The organism is Streptomyces sp. (genome assembly GCF_031181555.1).
In the GTDB taxonomy this organism is placed as follows: Bacteria; Actinomycetota; Actinomycetes; order Streptomycetales; family Streptomycetaceae; genus Streptomyces; species Streptomyces fimbriatus.
The window spans coordinates 1-16908 of record NZ_JAPSKQ010000143.1; the positions used below are offsets into that span (position 1 = coordinate 1).

General features: G+C 73.0%; 21 protein-coding genes. 11 read left to right on the forward strand and 10 right to left on the reverse strand.

Going from position 1 to position 16908, the window contains the following annotated elements:
• The 3 genes from RIM90_RS24135 to RIM90_RS24145 form a co-directional block, all read left to right on the forward strand.
• On the forward strand, positions 1 to 459 hold a 459-nt coding region (locus tag RIM90_RS24135), incomplete at its 5' end, for an amidohydrolase family protein (protein ID WP_309062857.1).
• Positions 460 to 545: 86 nt separating this feature from the next.
• The gene (locus RIM90_RS24140) at positions 546 to 1274 is read left to right on the forward strand and encodes a DUF899 domain-containing protein (RefSeq protein ID WP_309062858.1); all 729 of its coding nucleotides are present in this window, start codon (positions 546 to 548) and stop codon (positions 1272 to 1274) included.
• A gap of 156 nt (positions 1275 to 1430) precedes the next feature.
• Positions 1431 to 1613 (forward strand): hypothetical protein, encoded by a 183-nt coding sequence (locus tag RIM90_RS24145; protein ID WP_004989479.1) that lies wholly within the window; start codon positions 1431 to 1433, stop codon positions 1611 to 1613.
• 473 nt (positions 1614 to 2086) lie between these two features.
• Here RIM90_RS24145 and RIM90_RS24150 read toward each other — a convergent pair whose 3' ends face one another.
• Entirely contained in the window at positions 2087 to 2530 is a 444-nt protein-coding gene (locus RIM90_RS24150) for a hypothetical protein (protein WP_309062859.1), read from the reverse strand.
• A complete protein-coding gene (locus RIM90_RS24155; RefSeq protein ID WP_309062860.1) occupies positions 2527 to 3201 on the reverse strand; it encodes an ATP-binding protein in 675 nt (224 codons plus the stop codon). The genes RIM90_RS24150 and RIM90_RS24155 overlap by 4 nt, the downstream gene beginning before the upstream one ends.
• 226 nt (positions 3202 to 3427) lie before the next feature.
• On the opposite strand from RIM90_RS24155, the gene RIM90_RS24160 reads away from it, so the two are divergent.
• The 3 genes from RIM90_RS24160 to RIM90_RS24170 all read left to right on the forward strand — a co-directional run bounded on the left by RIM90_RS24160 (position 3428) and on the right by RIM90_RS24170 (position 5462).
• Positions 3428 to 4288: a helix-turn-helix transcriptional regulator gene (locus RIM90_RS24160; protein ID WP_309062861.1), complete on the forward strand. Its 861-nt coding sequence runs from the start codon at positions 3428 to 3430 to the stop codon at positions 4286 to 4288.
• Positions 4289 to 4573 (forward strand): DUF397 domain-containing protein, encoded by a 285-nt coding sequence (locus RIM90_RS24165; RefSeq protein WP_309062862.1) that lies wholly within the window; start codon positions 4289 to 4291, stop codon positions 4571 to 4573.
• Positions 4574 to 4658: 85 nt separating this feature from the next.
• The gene (locus RIM90_RS24170) at positions 4659 to 5462 is read left to right on the forward strand and encodes an SAM-dependent methyltransferase (protein WP_309062863.1); all 804 of its coding nucleotides are present in this window, start codon (positions 4659 to 4661) and stop codon (positions 5460 to 5462) included.
• Between the two features lie 246 nt (positions 5463 to 5708).
• Here RIM90_RS24170 and RIM90_RS24175 read toward each other — a convergent pair whose 3' ends face one another.
• From RIM90_RS24175 to RIM90_RS24185, 3 genes are all read right to left on the reverse strand, one after another.
• Positions 5709 to 7199: a glutamate synthase subunit beta gene (locus RIM90_RS24175; protein WP_309062864.1), complete on the reverse strand. Its 1491-nt coding sequence runs from the start codon at positions 7197 to 7199 to the stop codon at positions 5709 to 5711.
• A gap of 155 nt (positions 7200 to 7354) precedes the next feature.
• A complete protein-coding gene (locus RIM90_RS24180) occupies positions 7355 to 7834 on the reverse strand; it encodes an anthrone oxygenase family protein (RefSeq protein ID WP_309062865.1) in 480 nt (159 codons plus the stop codon).
• A gap of 237 nt (positions 7835 to 8071) precedes the next feature.
• Entirely contained in the window at positions 8072 to 8770 is a 699-nt protein-coding gene (locus RIM90_RS24185) for a DUF2293 domain-containing protein (protein ID WP_309062866.1), read from the reverse strand.
• 107 nt (positions 8771 to 8877) lie between these two features.
• On the opposite strand from RIM90_RS24185, the gene RIM90_RS24190 reads away from it, so the two are divergent.
• Both RIM90_RS24190 and RIM90_RS24195 read left to right on the forward strand, forming a co-directional pair.
• On the forward strand, positions 8878 to 9510 hold the full coding sequence (locus tag RIM90_RS24190) for a uridine kinase (protein ID WP_309062867.1): 633 nt from the start codon (positions 8878 to 8880) through the stop codon (positions 9508 to 9510).
• Between the two features lie 183 nt (positions 9511 to 9693).
• Positions 9694 to 10122 carry a CBS domain-containing protein gene (locus RIM90_RS24195; protein WP_309062868.1) on the forward strand — a complete coding sequence of 143 codons (429 nt, stop codon included), beginning with the start codon at positions 9694 to 9696 and terminating at the stop codon, positions 10120 to 10122.
• 36 nt (positions 10123 to 10158) lie between these two features.
• Here the strand turns inward: RIM90_RS24195 and RIM90_RS24200 are convergent, their stop codons facing one another.
• From RIM90_RS24200 to RIM90_RS24210, 3 genes are all read right to left on the reverse strand, one after another.
• Complete coding sequence (locus RIM90_RS24200) at positions 10159 to 11286, reverse strand: magnesium and cobalt transport protein CorA (RefSeq protein ID WP_309062869.1); 1128 nt, start codon at positions 11284 to 11286, stop codon at positions 10159 to 10161.
• A gap of 296 nt (positions 11287 to 11582) precedes the next feature.
• Positions 11583 to 12488, reverse strand: coding sequence for a sugar kinase (locus tag RIM90_RS24205; protein WP_309062870.1), 906 nt, complete (start codon positions 12486 to 12488; stop codon positions 11583 to 11585).
• A gap of 7 nt (positions 12489 to 12495) precedes the next feature.
• Complete coding sequence (locus tag RIM90_RS24210; RefSeq protein ID WP_309062871.1) at positions 12496 to 13407, reverse strand: pseudouridine-5'-phosphate glycosidase; 912 nt, start codon at positions 13405 to 13407, stop codon at positions 12496 to 12498.
• 100 nt (positions 13408 to 13507) lie between these two features.
• Here RIM90_RS24210 and RIM90_RS24215 point away from each other — a divergent pair, with 100 nt between their 5' ends.
• On the forward strand, positions 13508 to 13936 hold the full coding sequence (locus tag RIM90_RS24215; protein ID WP_309062872.1) for a VOC family protein: 429 nt from the start codon (positions 13508 to 13510) through the stop codon (positions 13934 to 13936).
• 37 nt (positions 13937 to 13973) lie between these two features.
• Here the strand turns inward: RIM90_RS24215 and RIM90_RS24220 are convergent, their stop codons facing one another.
• Both RIM90_RS24220 and RIM90_RS24225 read right to left on the reverse strand, forming a co-directional pair.
• Positions 13974 to 14528, reverse strand: coding sequence for a methylated-DNA--[protein]-cysteine S-methyltransferase (locus RIM90_RS24220; protein WP_309062873.1), 555 nt, complete (start codon positions 14526 to 14528; stop codon positions 13974 to 13976).
• Positions 14529 to 14602: 74 nt separating this feature from the next.
• Positions 14603 to 15475 (reverse strand): glycerophosphodiester phosphodiesterase family protein, encoded by an 873-nt coding sequence (locus RIM90_RS24225; protein ID WP_309062874.1) that lies wholly within the window; start codon positions 15473 to 15475, stop codon positions 14603 to 14605.
• A gap of 280 nt (positions 15476 to 15755) precedes the next feature.
• Here RIM90_RS24225 and RIM90_RS24230 point away from each other — a divergent pair, with 280 nt between their 5' ends.
• Both RIM90_RS24230 and RIM90_RS24235 read left to right on the forward strand, forming a co-directional pair.
• The gene (locus RIM90_RS24230; RefSeq protein ID WP_309062875.1) at positions 15756 to 16616 is read left to right on the forward strand and encodes an MHYT domain-containing protein; all 861 of its coding nucleotides are present in this window, start codon (positions 15756 to 15758) and stop codon (positions 16614 to 16616) included.
• 40 nt (positions 16617 to 16656) lie between these two features.
• A partial coding sequence (locus tag RIM90_RS24235) for a DEAD/DEAH box helicase family protein (RefSeq protein ID WP_309062876.1) occupies positions 16657 to 16908 on the forward strand: 252 nt, incomplete at its 3' end.

Consider the following 16908-nt stretch of genomic DNA (forward strand, 5'->3'; position numbering starts at 1 on the left):
GGGATCCCCGTCGGACTCGCCACGGACGGCGCCGCATCCAACAACTCCCTCGACGTGTGGGAGTCGATGGCGCTCACCTCGTTGATCCAGAAGTCGACGGAGGGCGACCCCCGGTGGCTGACCTCCCGCCAGGCGCTGCACCACGCCACGCTGCAGAGCGCCCGGGCGGTCGGCCTCGGCGAGGACATCGGCAGCATCGCCCCCGGCCGCCGCGCCGACATCGTCCTCGTCGACCTCACCGGCCCGCACACCCGGCCGGTGCACGACCTCGCCGCGACGCTGGTGCACAGCGCCCGTGCCGCCGACGTCCGCACGACCGTCGTCGACGGCCGGGTCCTGATGCGCGACCGGCACCTGCTCACCCTCGACGTCCCGGCGGTGGTGCGCGAGCTGGAGGAACGGCTGCCCGCCCTCGTCGACCGGGGCCACGGTCGGCGCATCCAGGAGTACGGCACCTGACGCCGAAGGAATCTCACGGGCGGGCGATGAGTTCCGCTCCCTCCGGCAGTCACCTTCTGCGACGGGACCGTCGCACAGGAGGAACCATGTCGCTTCCGGAGATCGTCTCGCGCGCCCAGTGGCGCGCGGCGCGCGAGGAACTGCTGGTCAAGGAGAAGGCCGTCACCCGCGCGCGGGACGCTCTCAACGCCGAACGACGCCGGTTGCCCATGGTGGAGATCGACCGGGAGTACGTGTTCGAGGGCGGCGGGGGCACCTCCCCGCTCGAGCGGAGCCGAGGGCTCGGGGGAGGGAAGGCCACGCTGCTCGATCTGTTCGAGGGACGGCAGCAGCTCATCGTCCACCACTTCATGTTCGCCCCGGAGTGGGACGCCGGGTGCCGCGGCTGCTCGGCCTTCCTGGACCAGATCGGGCACCTCGCCCACCTGCACGCGCGCGGCACCACGTTCGCGGCCGTCTCCCGGGCGCCGTACACGAGGATCCTGCCGTTCAAGGCGCGGATGGGCTGGATCCTGCCGTGGTACTCCTCGCACCTCGGCGACTTCAACGAGGACTTCGAGGCGACCCTCGACCAGGAGGGCGAGCTCGTCGAGCGGCCCGGCCTCAGCTGCTTCCTGCGGGACGGCGACCGGGTCTTCCACACCTACTCGACGTACGGGCGCGGCCTCGACGGGCTCGGCTCGACCACCAGCCTGCTGGACCTCACCGCGCTCGGCCGGCAGGAGGAGTGGGAGGAACCCGAGGGGCGCGCGTCGGCTCTCGGGGTGCCTGTGGGAAGCGAGTGCGTCCGTCATCACGACGAGTACGACGACTGATACGGACAGTGGCGGATTGCTCCGAAAAGCTGAGAGCTCGCTCACGCTTGACGGTGAACGGGTGTCAACTACGTCTCAGTACCGTCACCGGACGAGGCGTCCGCCCCATGGTTGGCGTTTAACTCTACGAGTACAGCGCTACATGGAGGTGGCAGGGTGAACGGGCGAACGGTGCTCGAACGCTTTCCCGCAGGTGGGCCGCGTGGGTCCTGGCCGGCGGAGGAGTTCGCGCAGGCGCGGCGTCTGGAGGGCCTGCCCGCCGAGGTTGTCATGGACCTCGCGACCGACATGTTCCTGGTGATCGTACGGAGCGGCGACGGCGGTGACGCGACGGCGTGAGCCGGTTCGGCCCGCCTTCGGCGACGGCGCCTTCCCGGCCGGTGACGAGGAGGGTGCCCCGGTGAACTGTTCCGCCCGGAGCGCGTAGGGCCCCGTGCGGAGGCGGCCCGCGGCCGGCAGCTCGTCCGGCGCCCCGACTCCACCGGCCGGCCCGGTCGAGCACGTGCACCGGGTCCGCGCGATCCCCGGCCGCTGCCACTGCCCCGGACACCTGGTGGCCTCCACCGAGGCGCCGGGCCGGCAGGGTGTCCGGACCGCGCGGCGGATCCTCGACCACCGCCTCCGCGCGGGCCTCGGCGATCGACGCGGCCGGCCGGAGCCGGTCCGCGCCCGGTCCGCTCGCATCCGGTGACCGCGGCCCCGGGTCACCGGAGTCCTGTGTGCCTCCCGCCGCAGACCTCCCCGGATCGCGGTGTGCGGCGTTCCGGACGGCCGGAACGCCGGACGGCGTGGGAAGGGCGCCGGCCCGCCGGTTACGCGCTGATCGGGCGGGACCAGGTCGGCGTGGTGCCCGTCAGGCGGCACAGGGCGAGATAGAGAGGGATCGGCGGCGTGTAGGGGAGCGTGCCGTCGGGGCGGTGGATCAGGCCGGGCAGGTCCGGCAGGTCCGGGGCGTCGGGGAGGACGGCGCCGGTGGCGTAGCGCGCGGGGGCGGGCCACTCCATGGCGTAGTCCGAATCGGACGGGACCAGCCACCACCAGTGCGCCTCGTCGGCGTAGACGCAGCCCACCCGGGGCAGCCGGGGCAGCACCAGCGGGCCGAAGCGGGCGGGCACCGCCACCGCGTCGCAGCCCATCGGGGCCGTCATGCCGTCGGGCACCGGAAGCCGGCGGAGCGTCCCGGGAGCGTGGCGTCCGCGCTGGAGGCGGACCAGAGTGTTCAGGCTCAGCACCCGGGTACCGGACGTGCCCGTCACGTCCGTCCCCCGTCCCGGCGGTGCTGTGGCGGGGGCACGGCCAGGTTCTCCGCCGCGCGGTGCGGCCCGTCGGGCTCACCGTCGTCGCCGTCACCGTCGTCCGGGCCGTGGGGCGGTCCGGGCTTCGGGCGGGCACCCCAGCCCAGGTCGTTGCGGGGTTCCGCGGGATCGCGCGGGGTGTCGGTCTCGCGGGGCAGATCGGCCCAGACCAACAACCCGGGACCGTGCTCGTGGGCGCCCCACGAGTGGCACAGGGCGTCGACGAGGAGCAGGCCCCTGCCGTGCTCCTCCTCCGGCCGCTGCCGGGTGTTCGCCTGCGGCTGACCCGGCGCGCAGCCCTCGTCCCGTACGGCTATGCGCAGGAGATCGTCACCGTCGTGCAGCTCGCAGACTATGCGGCTGCTCGCCGTGTGCACGACGGCGTTGGTGACCAGTTCGGAGACGACCAGGGCCGCCGTGTCGCAGGTGTCCTCGCACACCGACCAGCCGGTCAGCCGCGCCCTCGTCAGACGTCTGGCCTGAGCGGGGGAACCCGGATGAGCGGCCAGTTCGAAACGGAACCGGCGCTCGGCAGCGGCCCCCGCGGGGTCGGCTTCCGAGGCGGCGCCGAGGCCGAGGGGGCCCGCGGCGGCGTCTGTTCCTAAGGGCGCGGACGGAATCACGCTTGCCACTATCGCCCCGCCGTGAACACTTGGCAAGTGTCACTCTGAAAAATGCAGAGTGCTGTGTGACGGTCTGGACGGCCGTGGCACACTGCTCGCAACAGCACCTCGCGCGGCGCCAGTTGAGATCGCCGAAGGTCTGTTCGAACCGGTGATCGGGCGGACGGATCCTCGGAGCGGGTCCTCGAATGGCGCCGCCGGGCTGTCCGGCAATTCTTTTTCGTGGAGGTGGAGCGTGAGCGAACCGCGGTCCGCGCCGACGGTCGGCCAGGTCGTCCTCGGCCGGCGCCTGCTGGACCTGCGGGAACGCGCGGGGCTCAAGCGGGAGGAAGCCGCCCGGATCCTCCGTGTCGCCCCCGCCACCGTCCGCCGCATGGAGATGGCCGAGGTCGCGCTGAAGATCCCGTACCTCCAGCTCCTGCTGAAGGCGTACGGCGTCTCCGACGACGAGGCCGACGCGTTCGTGCAGCTGGCGGAGGAGGCCAACCGGCCCGGCTGGTGGCAGCGCTTCCACGACATCCTGCCCGGCTGGTTCTCGATGTACGTCAGCCTGGAGGGCGCCGCCTCCCTCATCCGCAGCTACGAACCCCACTTCGTCCCCGGACTGCTCCAGACCGAGGACTACGCGCGCGGGGTGCTGCGCTCGGGTGCCATCGGGCAGACGCAGCCCGAGGACATCGAGCGCCACGTCGCCCTGCGCATGCAACGGCAGGAACTGCTCACCCGCGAGGACGCGCCCCGGCTGTGGGTCGTGATGGACGAGACCGCGCTGCGCCGCCCGGTCGGCGGCCCGGAGGTGATGCGTGCCCAGATCGACAAGCTGCTCGAGGTCACGAAGCTGCCCCACGTGACGTTGCAGGTCGCCCCGTTCGCCGGCGGGCCGCACCCCGGCACGTACGGACCGTTCGTGCTGTTCCGATTTGCCATGCCCGAACTGCCGGACATGGTCTACAGCGAGTACCTGACCGGCGCCGTCTACCTGGACGCGCGCTCCGAGGTGGCGACCCATCTCGAGGTCATGGACCGCATGGCGGCGCAGGCCGCTACGGCACATCGCACGAAGGAGATCCTCCGGGATCTCCGCAAGGAGCTGTGAATGGAACTCGTGGAGTCCCTGAAGTCCCTGCCCCAGCCGCGGGCCCGCACCGAGCGGATCTACAACGGCATGCCCGCGCGGGAGCTGGGCAGCGAGGGCTGGCACAAGCCGTGGAGCGGCGGCAACGGAGGCAACTGCCTGGAGGCGATGAAGCTCGACGACGGCCGGATCGCCGTACGGCAGTCCACCGACCCGGACGGACCGGCGCTCATCTACACCTCCGCCGAGATGACGGCCTTCATCGAGGGAGCGAAGGCGGGAGAGGCGGATTTCCTGCTGTCCTGAGGTCTGTTGTCCGTCCTGTCGTTTGTTCCCCCTGACTTGGCACTGAATTGACCACTAACAGTTGCAGAGACTTATGGAGTCCGTCATGACCGGGCAGCACCCCGTCGAGATCGACACGAGCAGGCCGCATCCCGCGCGGATGTACGACTGGTACCTCGGCGGCAAGGACAACTACCCGGTCGACGAGGCCATGGGCCGGCAGATGCTGGCCCTGGACCCGAGGGTGCCGGTGATGGCGCGGGTGAACCGGGCGTTCATGCACCGGGCCACGCGCTGGCTGGCCGGCCGGGGCGTACGTCAGTTCCTCGACATCGGCACCGGCATCCCCACCGAGCCCAACCTCCACCAGGTCGCCCAGCGGATCGCACCCGACGCGCGCGTCGTGTACTGCGACAACGACCCCATCGTGCTGGCCCACGCGGCGGCCCTGCTGCGCGGCACGGACGAGGGGGTGACCGAGTACATCCAGGCGGACGTGCGCGATCCGGACACCATCCTGGAGGGCGCGCGGAAGGTCCTCGACCTCACGGAGCCGGTCGCGCTGTCGCTCATCGCGCTGCTGCACTTCGTCCCCGACGAGGACGGGGCGCACGACCTGGTCGGGCGGCTGCTGGCCGCCCTGCCCTCCGGCAGCCACCTGGTCGTCACCCACGCGACGGCCGACTTCACCCCCGAGGAGTCGAAGGCGGCCACCGAGAAGCTCAAGGCCGCGGGTGTCACCCTGGCGCTGCGTTCCCGCGAGGAGTTCGCCCGCTTCTTCGACGGTCTCGACCTGGTCGAGCCCGGCGTCCAGGTGCCGCACCAGTGGCACCCCGAGCTGGGGGAGCCGGTCGAGGGACAGGACGACGGCGTGATCCCGGGCTACGGGGCGGTGGGGCGCAAGCCCTGACCCCCGGCGGCCCACGGGTCCGGATCCGTACCGGGCCCGTGGGCCGCACCCGTGCCGCCGGCGGAGCGGTGCGGCACGGGCCCCCGGTTCCGGCGCCGCTCCGCCTGCGGCCGGGTTCGTGGGGCGTGTGCCCGGTGCCCGCGCGGCGTTCGGCCGGGTCCGGGCCGTGTCCGGCCGGGGCTCGCAGGCGGGCGCCTGTCGTGTACGGCGTTCGGTGGGACCGGCACGGTGACTGTCCGGTGCCGGTCAGACCGTCATCGGCCGGTCGTACGGACCGATGGGCGCCGGGAGCCGTGTCGTGCCGCCGGTCAGGTGGCGGTCGACGGCCGCCGCCACCGCGCGGCCCTCGGCGATCGCCCACACGATGAGCGACTGCCCGCGGGCGGCGTCCCCGGCCGCGAACACGCCCGGCACGGCGGTGGCGAACCCGGCGTCCCGCGCGATCGTGCCGCGCGGTTCCAGCGTGAGGCCCAACCGGTCGATGAGCCCGTCCTCCCGGTCCGGTCCGGAGAAGCCGAGCGCGAGCAGCACGAGATCGGCGGGCAGGGTGCGTTCGGTACCCGGCACGGGCCGGCGCCCGGCGTCCACCTCGGCCAGGTGCAGTGCGCGCACGTGCCCGTCCGCGTCACCGGTGAAGCGCAGGGTGGACGCCGCGAACAGGCGCGCGTCCGCGTCCGCCGCCGGGGCCGTGCGCAGGTCGCGGGCCTCCTCGTGCGCGGCGGACAGCCGGTAGAGCTTCGGGTACGTCGGCCAGGGCTCGGCGTCGTCGTCCCGCTCGGTGCCCGGCCGGGCGTAGATGTCGAGCTGGGTCACGGACGCGGCGCCCTCCCGCACGGCCGTGCCCAGACAGTCGGCGCCCGTGTCACCGCCACCGACGATGACGACATGCCTGCCCGCGGCCGACAGCGGTGACGACTCCAGGTCCCCCTCGCACACCCGGTTGGCCAGCGGCAGGTACTCCATCGCCTGGTGGATCCCGGCGAGTTCGCGTCCCGGTACGGGAAGTTCCCGCCACGCGGTCGCCCCCGTGGCGATCACCAGCGCGTCGTGACGGGCCCGCAGCTCGGCGGCGTCGACATCGCGCCCGACCGTCGTGGACGTACGGAACTTCGTGCCCTCGGCCCGCATCTGCTCGATGCGCCGCTCCAGACGGTGCTTCTCCATCTTGAACTCGGGGATGCCGTACCGCATCAGCCCGCCGATCCGGTCGGCCCGCTCGTACACGGCGACCGTGTGACCGGCCCGGGTCAGCTGCTGGGCCGCGGCCAGTCCGGTGGGGCCCGAGCCGATGACCGCGACCGTCCGGCCGGAGAGCCGCTCCGGCGGGGCCGGCGGTGCGAAGCCCTCCTCCCAGGCCCGGTCGGCGATGGCGCACTCGACGTTCTTGATGGTGACGGCCGGCTGGTTGATGGCGAGGACACAGCCCGCCTCGCAGGGCGCGGGGCACAGCCGGCCGGTGAACTCCGGGAAGTTGTTGGTGGCGTGCAGCCGCTCCGCCGCGGCCCGCCAGTCCTCGCGCGAGACCAGGTCGTTCCACTCGGGGATCAGATTGCCCAGCGGGCAGGCGTCGTGACAGAACGGGACACCGCAGTCCATGCAGCGGTCGGCCTGCGGGCCGATGAGGGGCAGCAGCGCCCCGGGGACATGGACCTCGTTCCAGTCCCGGACCCGTTCCTCCACGGGCCTGCGCGGCCAGTCCTGGCGCGGTGTGGTCAGGAAACCCTTGGGATCGGCCATGGCCGTCTTCCTTGCGTGCGCGGGTGACGGACCGTGCGTCGCCGGGCGGCACTCCTTTGGTCGTCTCCGGCCGTCCTCCGGCCACGATACGTCCCCTCGCGCGGGCCCGCAGGGTGCCGGACAGCGCTTTCCCGAGGGCCGGTACGGCGGGTCCGTCAGGTGAGCGCCAGGAGGTACGCCACCGCCGCCCCGGCCGAGGCCAGCGCGCGGACGTGGTTCCACAGCGACCACTCGCGCACATAGGCCGGCCAGTACGCGGACGCCTCCGCGCTTCCCGGGTCGAGCCGGGCCAGCGCGTCGTTGCGCGGCACGTTCGCGACCGCGGTGAGCCCGAAGGACCCGAGCAGGTACAGCGCGCCGCCCACCAGCGACTCGACCGCCCCCTCGTCCGGCCACCGCACGAACGTCACCACGGTGAGCACCGCGCACAGCACCGTCGAGCCGAGGAACAGCACCATGAAGGCCGGCCGCACCGCCGCCACGTTGATCGCCTGCATCGCGGCCACGCCCTGCGCGGGCGGCAGGGCCGCGAGCCCTCTCATCACGAAGGCCGAGAAGCCGCAGAAGACCCCGGCCACCAGCCCGGTCCCGAGCACGCCCAGCGCCGTCAGTACGAAGTACGGCCCATCGATCATGTCGTCCATTCCCCCGTCGGCCGGCATCACGTCCGGCCATCACCGTCTCCACCGTCACCCCGAGTGAAGGCGAAGAGAGCGCGCCCGGCCATGGCCGGGGAGCGCGGCGGCATGCGCGAGCGTCCACGGGCGGCGGCCGGGACCGTCCGGCACCGGACCACGGAGCGAGGCCCCGGGGGACACCGGCTTCCGTGCGCACGCCGGCGCCCCCCGCACCGCCGACGGCGGCACGTCCCGTCACCCGGCGGAATCCAGCCGGGTCTCCGACCAACCCGCCAGCACCGTCTCCACGGCCGCGGCGATCCGCCGCCGCGCCTCGTGCCGGGGCACCCCGCCCATCAGCAGACGATCGTACGGGGTGTCCAGATGCCGTACGGACGCCACGACCGCCGAGATCACCGCCCCCTCGGACAACGCCCGGCCCGCCGCGCTCCGGCCCACCCGTCCGCTGCCCCGGACCGAGGCGTGCGCGGCGACGGCCCGGGCCCGCTCGGCAGGGCACCCGGGAAACAGCCGCCGTATCTCCGCCGCGAAGGCATCGGTGAACCGCTCGTCCTCGGCCGCCCGCCGCCGTGCGTCCCGTACCCGGCGCCGCCGGCGTGCCTCGGCGTCCGCGAGACAGCGCCGCTCGGCCCGGTCCAGCGCCTCCTCCTCCACCAGGACGCCCTGCCGCTCGTACCGGCCCCTGCGCCGGTTGAACCGCACGACCACCGCGGACAGCGCGCTCTCCTCCCGCGCCCTGCGGGTGAGCGCCGTGTCGCCGCGCGGCAGGAAGACGAGATGGCCCAGATCGGCGCAGTCGAGACAGCGCGGCGCACCGTCTTCCACCACGAGCAGGGACAGGGGGCCGCGGCGGCAGCCGGCGCAGTGCCGTCTCCTGAGCGGCTGGTGGACGACAAGTCCGGAGCGGGGAGGAGGAGTTGTGCGGGGCGCCATAGGTCTTTCCTTCCCCCCGGGGGGCGGGGGCCACGTGCCGGGCACCGTGCGCCGCACCCGGCGCGCGTCCGCGCGGCCGGCCCGGCCGTTGACGCATCATGGGCCGTGTGCGACTGGAAGCGATCACCTGGGACCGGCTCGGCGACCTCATCGCCGAGCGCCTGCTGGAGCTGAAGACGGCCGACGGCGGTCCCTGGGCGCGGCTCGCCGTCGACGGTGCCCCCGCCGCCCGTCCGGGAGACCTCGCCGAGCGGATCGCCGAGGCGTTGCGGATACGCGGCCGCCCCTGCCTCGTCGTGGGCACCGAGGGCTTTCTGCGCCCCGCCTCCGTCCGCCTCGAGTACGGCCACCAGGACGTGGAGTCCTACTACGGCGGCTGGTACGACACCGGAGCCCTGTGGCGTGAGGTGTTCGGTCCCCTCGAACCCGGCGGGAGCGGACGGGTCCTGCCCGACCTGTGGGACCCCGTCACCGACCGCGCCACCCGCAGCCCCTACGTCCGACTCCCGCCCGGCGGCGTGCTGTTGCTGCACGGTCCGCTCCTCCTGCGTCACTGGTTCCCCTTCGATCTGACCGTTCACGTCCTCCTCTCCCCGGGCGCCCTGCGCCGCCGCACCCCCGAGGCCGAGCACTGGACCCTCCCCGCCTTCGCACGCTACGAGCGGGAGACGGACCCCGCCGGAACGGCGGACGTGCTGGTACGGGCCGACGATCCCCGGCACCCGGCGTGGCGCGGCTGAGGCCGCCGGGACCCGGGCGCGAGGGGAGGCGGGCCCGGCGGAGCGTGCGGTCTGCCGGCCGGACGCCCGGTCCGGGCCGTCTTCTGCGGGTGCCGTCGGCGGGCGGGGCGGCGAGAATGAAGGGCGCCGGGACTCGCGGTGCGTCCCGCGCCGCGCCGGCCGTCCGGCACCGGGAGGTACTCCATGACCACCGCCGGAGACATCATGCACCGCGGCGCCCAGTGGATCCCCGCCCACGAAACCCTCGACCGCGCCGCCCAGCTGATGCGCGAGCTGAACGTCGGCGCCCTGCCCATCAGCGACGCGGACGAGCGGCTGTGCGGCATTCTCACCGACCGCGACATCGTCGTCGGCTGCGTCGCCGTGGGACACGATCCCGCCCGGGTCACCGCCGGCGACATGGCCAAGGGGACACCGCGCTGGATCGAGGCGGACGCCGACATCGGCGAGGTCCTCCAGGAGATGCAGACGCACCGGATCCGCCGGCTTCCCGTCATCGACAACAAGCGCCTCGTCGGCATGATCAGCGAGGCCGATCTCGCCCGGCACCTGTCGGACGACCAGATCGCCACCTGGGCCGGGAACGTCTACGCCCGGACCGCCGAGGACTGACCGCGGCCCGCCGCGCGGGGAGGCACGGGACGGAGATCAGAGCCAGCCGCTGCGCCGGAACGCCCGGTGCAGCAGCAGACAGGCCACGGAGATCACGCCGATCACCATGCCGTATCCGTACCGCCAGTGCAGCTCCGGCATGTGGTCGAAGTTCATGCCGTACATCCCGCAGACCATCGTCGGCACCGCGATGATCGCCGCCCACGCGGTGATCTTGCGCATGTCCTCGTTCTGCGCGACGGTGACCTGGGCGAGATGCGCCTGGAGGATGGAGTTGAGCAGTTCGTCGAAGGCCGCGATCTGCTCCTTCGCCCGCTGCAGGTGGTCGGAGACGTCACGGAAGTACGCCTGTATCTCCGGGGCGACCACCCGGATCGGCCGCGTGGCGAGCTCCTCCAGGGGCCGGCCGAGCGGCACCACCGCCCGCTTCAGTTCGAGGAGTTCGCGCTTGAGCTGGTAGATGCGGCCCGGATCGACCCGCGCGCCGTGCTCCGCGAACACGTCCGTCTCGACCTGGTCCATGTCCTCCTGCACCGAGTCGATGACGGTCAGGTAGTCGTCGACCACGTGGTCCGCGATCGCGTGCAGCACCGCGGACGGTCCTTTGGCGAGATGTTCGGGGTCGGACTCCAGTTCCTCGCGCAGCGGCCCCAGCGAACCGTGCCGCCCGTGCCGGACGGTGATCACGAAGTCCTCGCCGACGAACACCATGATCTCGCCGGTGTCCACCACCTCACTGGTGGCGGTGAGTTCGTCGTGCTCGACGTAGCAGACCGTCTTGAGCACCGCGAACAAGGTCTCGCCGTACCGCTCCACCTTGGGGCGCTGATGGGCCTCGACCGCGTCCTCGACCGCCAGCGGATGCAGGTCGAACAGTTCGGCGATGCCCGCGAACTCCCGGTTCGTCGGCTCGTGCAGGCCCAGCCAGAGGAAACCGTCCCCGCCCTCGCGCACCTGCTTCACGGCGTCCACCAGGTCCTCGCGCGCGGAGGTGCGGCGACCGCCCTGGTACGTCACGCAGTTGACCACCGAGGAGCCCAGCGGGGACCGGGCCGGGTGACTCAGATCCACGCGGGGGCGCCGCCGGGCGAACCGGGCCATCCTGCGCAGGCCGCCGACCCTGCCGAGACTCGTGACCTTCCGCAGATTTCCTGCCATGGACATCCGGCTCTCCTTGCGTGGTTCCCCCGCGCCGTTCCCGCTTCCCGCGCCTTGGCGCGCCAGTCTGCCAGGCCCGCGCGCACCGCGTGCGGGCCTGTGGGAGCAGGCCGTTCCGTTTGGTTCCCGGCTGTGGACGAACGGAGTTCGCCCGTTCCGGCCCATCCGGTTCCGCCTCATCCCGTTCTGCCCGGGTCCGTCCCTTCCCGGTCCGCTCGGACCGGCCGCCCGACGGTTTCGACGCCTCCCGTCGCCGCGCGGTTCGCGGCATCCCGCGATACCCGGCACCGGAGCGTCGTGCGTCAGTCGAGCGCGGGCGGGCGGCCCCCTGTCCGTTGCACCGCCTGTGCGCCCGCCCCGCACCCCTCCCGCGCCGCCTGCTCCGGGTCGGCGCCCGTGAGCAGGGCCGCGAGGAACGCGCCCGTGAAGGCGTCGCCGGCGCCTGTGGTGTCCCGGGGGACCGCCCGCACGGCGGGGACGCGTGCGCACACCTCGCCGGACCGCGCGAGCAGGGCGCCCTCCGCCCCCTGCTTGGCCACCACCAGCGGGACGTGCCGGCTCAACCGCGCCGCCGCGTCCGCCGCATCGGACGACCCCGCGAGCAGGCACGCCTCGTCACGGCTGGGCAGCAGGACGTCCACGCCCTCGACCAGCGTCAGGAACCGGTCGGCGCCCAACCGCACGAGGAATCCGGCCGACGCCGGATCCAGACTCACCGGCACCCCACGCGCGCGTGCCGCCTTCAGGGCCACCGCGACGAGGGCACGGCTCGGTTCGGTGAACAGGAGATAGCCCGACAGGTGCAGCCGCGCCACTCCGTCCAGCAACGCGTCCGACCAGTCACCGGGCCCCAGCCGCAGCGACGCGCCGCTGTCGGTGAGGAAGGTCCGTTCGCCGGCCGCGTCCTCGTCGACGAGGCAGACCACCGTCCCCGTCGGCGCTTCCTGGTCGACGACGAGCAGGGGGCGCACCCCCCGGGCGGCCAGTTCCCGCTCGTGCCAGGCCGCCGCGTCCGCCCCCACCCGGCCGAGCAGCCGCACCTCGACGCCGCCCCGACGCGCCGCCCAGCAGGCCACGTTGGCCCCCGCGCCGCCGGGCAGCGTCCGGATCGCCGCCGCCGTGTCCGTCCCCGGGGCGAGCGGTCCCCGGTGCCGGGCGACCACGTCCGTGATCACGTCACCGACGACCAGCAGCGCCCCGCCCCGCACCGCCCCGTCACTCCCCGGCGGCCCACGCCGCCGCGACGCGTGCCGCCAGCCGGACGTTGCCCCGGACCGCCGCCAGGTTGGCGGCGAGGGAGGCGCCGTCGGTGCGGCGGACCAGGTGGTCGAGCAGGAACGGTGTGACCGCCTGGCCGGTGATCCCCTCCGTCTCGCAGGCGCGCAGCGCCTCGTCGAGCACGCGTGCGTGCACCTCGGGATCCAGTTGCTCGTCCTCGGGGACGGGGTGGGCCACGATCAGCGCCGACCCGGGCCCGCCCAGCGCGTCCTGCGCCCGCATGACGTCCGCCACCTGCGCCGGAGTGTCCAGCCGCCAGTCCACGGGATGCCCCGAATCCGAGAGGTAGAAGCCCGGGAAGCGGTCCGTGCCGTACCCGGCGACCGCGACCCCCAGGGTCTCCAACCGCTGCAACGTCGCCGGCACGTCCAGGATCGACTTCACCCCCGCACACACCACGGTGATCCGCGTACGTGCCAGCAGACCCAGGTCGGCCGACTCGTCCTGGGTCACCGTCCACTCCCGGTGCACCCCGCCGAGCCCTCCGGTCGCGAACACCCGTACGCCCGCCAGCGACGCCAGCAGGGCGGTGCCCGACACCGTGGTCGCCCCGCTCGCCCCGCCGGCCACCGCGAGCGGCAGATCACGATGGCCCAGCTTGCGGATGCCCTCCTCGTTGGCGACCCGCTCCAACTGCTCCTTGTCCAGGCCGACACGGGGTCGCCCGTCCAGCACGGCGACCGTCGCCGGTACCGCACCCTCCTGCCGTACGGCCGCCTCCAGCTCCAGCGCCACCCGGAGATTGCGCGGCCGGGGCAGCCCGTGCGCGATGATCGTGGATTCCAGGGCCACCACCGGCCGGCCCGCGGCGACCGCCTCCCGTACCTCTTCGGACACCATGAGCACCACGCGCCTGCCTCCTGTCTGCCGGTCTCCCCTCATCTCTGGCGGGCCGCGGGCCGGGCCAAACCCTTGCGTGCCGACGCGGCCGTCGCGGAGGCTGGAACATATGACGGATCACACGGCACGTCTCGACCACGTCGTCCTCTGGGTGCGCGACCCGATCGCCGCCGCCGGCTTCTACGAAAAGGCGGTGGGCCTCGAGTCCGTCAGGCTCACCGACTTCTCCGCCGGCGATGCGCCCTTCCCCTCGGTGCGGGTCAACGAGGAGACCATCCTCGACCTCATGCCGCTGGCCATGGCGGAACGCGCGACGATGCTTCCCGGCGCCGCCGAGAGCTCCGGCCACCCCGTCAACCACGTCTGCCTGTCCCTGCCGGCCGACGACTTCGACACCCTCCGCGGCCGTCTCGAGGAGCAGTCCGTACCGGTGACGGACCTCTCGTACGACTCCTTCGGGGCGCGCGGCCTGGCCAAGCGCAGCTTCTACTTCCGCGATCCGGACGGCAACATCCTCGAGGCGCGCCACTACGACTGACCGGAGGCCCCGCCGGGCGGCCACGCCGCCCGAGCCGTCAGAACAGCGGCTCGGGCAGCACGCCCTCCAGGGCCAGCAGCCGGCGCTTGGTCTCCAGCCCGCCCCCGAACCCGCCGATGCCGCCGCCGCTCTCCACGACCCGGTGACAGGGCACGACCACCGGCAGCGGGTTGGCGCCCATCGCCATGCCCACGGCCTGGGCGGCGCCGGGCTGTCCGACCCGCCCCGCCAGATCGCCGTACCCGACGACCGTGCCGAACGGCACCCCGCGGGCCAGTTCCCGCAGCACCTCACGGTTGAAGCCCGAGATCAGGGACCAGTCCAACGGCAGATCGAAACCGTGCCGCTCACCCGCGAAGTACGCCTTCAGCTGGCGTATCGCCTCGGCCAGCAGAGGGGAGCCGGGCTCCTCGACGGGCTCGGTGCCGAGCCGGGACGCCAGCCGCTTCAGCGCGCTGTCGCGCACCGCGTCCGTGGCGTGGAACACGACGTTGACCAGGCCCTCACGGGTCGCGGCCAGCAGCAGCGGGCCGATCCCGGTGCCGACGACGGCCCACACGACCCGCTGCTCGTACTGCCCATGGCTGTCCATGCGCCCCACCGTACGACCCGCCACTGACAACGCCGGGCGAGGGGAGGTGAGGAGCGGCGGCGCGGGCGGACGCCTCAGCCGCCCACCGCGTCCCGCACCACGTCGGGCGTGTTGGTGATGATCCCGTCGACCCCGAACCCGGCGACCCGCCGGGCGGCCGCCGCGTCGTTCACGGTCCAGGTGAAGACCTCCAGCGGCTTGCCGTGCGCCCCGTCGAGGGTGTGCACGGCAGCGACGTACCCGGCGGAGAGGGAACCGTGCGAGGGGTTGATCTGGTCGGTGAAGGCCGCGTACGAGGGCAGGTCCGCCACGGGCGGCGTACCGAGGAAGCCGGTCTTCACCGCGGGCTTCAGCTCATGGACGGTCCGTATGCTGTCCGCGCTGAAGCTCTGCACGATCAGCCGGTGCTTCACATGCCGGCGGTCGAGCCAGCCCTCGTTGCTCAGGACCTTGAGGGTCTGCCGCTCGATACCGGGATACAGCTGCGGGTTCTTGATCTCCAGCAGCAGTTTCTGGTGGTGCCGCTCGACACGGTTCACGAACTGCTCGAGCGTCGGCACGCGCGCGCCCGCGTACGCGGGGTCGAACCAGCTGCCCGCGTCCAGGCGGGCGATCTCCGCGAGGGTGAAGTCCTTCACCTTCCACGGCGCCCGGCCGGGGAAGACCTCCTCGACGTCGGTGGTGCGCTGCAGGCCGTCGTCGTGGAGGACGACGAGTTCGCCGTCCTTGGTGCGCTGGACGTCGTTCTCCACCCAGTCGATGCCGAGCGCGGCCGCCTTGTCGACGGCGGCCAGGGTGTTCTCGGGCGCGTACGCGGAGGCGCCCCGGTGGGCGATCACCAAGGGGCGTGCGCCGTCGTCGGCGGCCCGGGCGGGGGAGAGCGGGAGCAGGAGGGCGGCGGTTCCCAGGAGCGCGGTGGTCGATGCGGCGACAGCGCGTGCGTGCATGCGTACTCCTCGCGTCGAACGATCACTGACGGTTCCACTGTGGCAGCCGACGGTCAACGCGAGAGGGGGGCGGGATGGCCACGGATTGAACGGAGAGGCCCGTAGTCCGCACACTGAGGGCACACATGTGGGGCAGGGACGTGTCTCTTTGCCGGAAAGTCGTTCGACCGTTCCGGTGGGGGTCATACTCTCTGCGCCAACCCTGGCCGCCGGTGCGGTCCTGGGAGGGGGATCTGTATCGGGAATTCCGGGACGCACAGGGCGGGAAGGGCAGCCGCGCATGCAGGGCACGGTCGACGGATTCAGCTACGGCCTGGTCACACCGCTGGTGGCCTATCTCATGGCCTGTCTCGGCGGTGCCCTGGGCCTGCGCTGCACCACCAGGGCCATGACGGTCACCCGCTCCTGGCGCCCCGGCTGGCTCGCCCTGGGGACGGCGGCCATCGGCTCCGGCATATGGACGATGCACTTCATCGCGATGATGGGCTTCACCATCGAGGGGACACCGATCCACTACGACCGGGCGATGACGTTCGCGAGCCTCGCCGTCGCCATCGTCATGGTGGGCACGGGGATCTTCATCGTCGGCTACCGGGGCGCGTCCGGAACGGCCCTGTTCACCGGGGGCACCGTCACCGGCCTCGGCATCGCCTCGATGCACTACCTCGGCATGGCCGGCATGAGCCTCGACGGACGCCTGGAGTACGACGTCCCCACCGTCGCCGTGTCCGTGGCCATCGCCATGGCCGCCGCCACCGCCGCCCTCTGGGCGGCCGGACGGGCCAGGGGCTTCCTGTGGAGCGTGGGCGCGAGCCTGGTCATGGGACTCGCCGTCGCCGGCATGCACTACACCGGAATGGCCGCCCTGAACGTGCACGTCCACGGCACCTCCGACCCCACCGCGGGAGAACCCGCGGCCGCCCTGCTCGGGCCGATGATGGTCGGTCCGCTCGCCCTCCTCGTCCTCGCGGGCATCGTGGTGATCTTCGATCCGCTCGTGGTCATGGGCGGTCCCGCGGCGCCCGCCGAGCACAAGCCCGGCGTCCCCGCCCACCCCTCGTTCCACCGCTCCCCGGCCCGCGGGCGGCTGCGCGCCCGGGGCCCCGTCGAACACCGCTCCCGCACCCCGCAAAGGCGCTGATCGGGACCGGCTGTCAGTGGGGGGTCGTACGGTGGATGGCATGCGGCCCGTTTCCCACATCGAACGCACGGTGGCGCCCTTCGAGGTCGTCAGCCCCTACCAGCCCAGCGGCGACCAGCCCGCGGCCATCGCCGACCTCGCCCGGCGCATCGAAGCCGGTGAGAAGGACGTCGTCCTCCTGGGCGCGACCGGTACCGGCAAGTCCGCCACCACCGCGTGGATGATCGAGAAGCTCCAGCGCCCCACCCTGGTGATGGCGCCGAACAAGACGCTGGCCGCGCAGCTGGCCAAC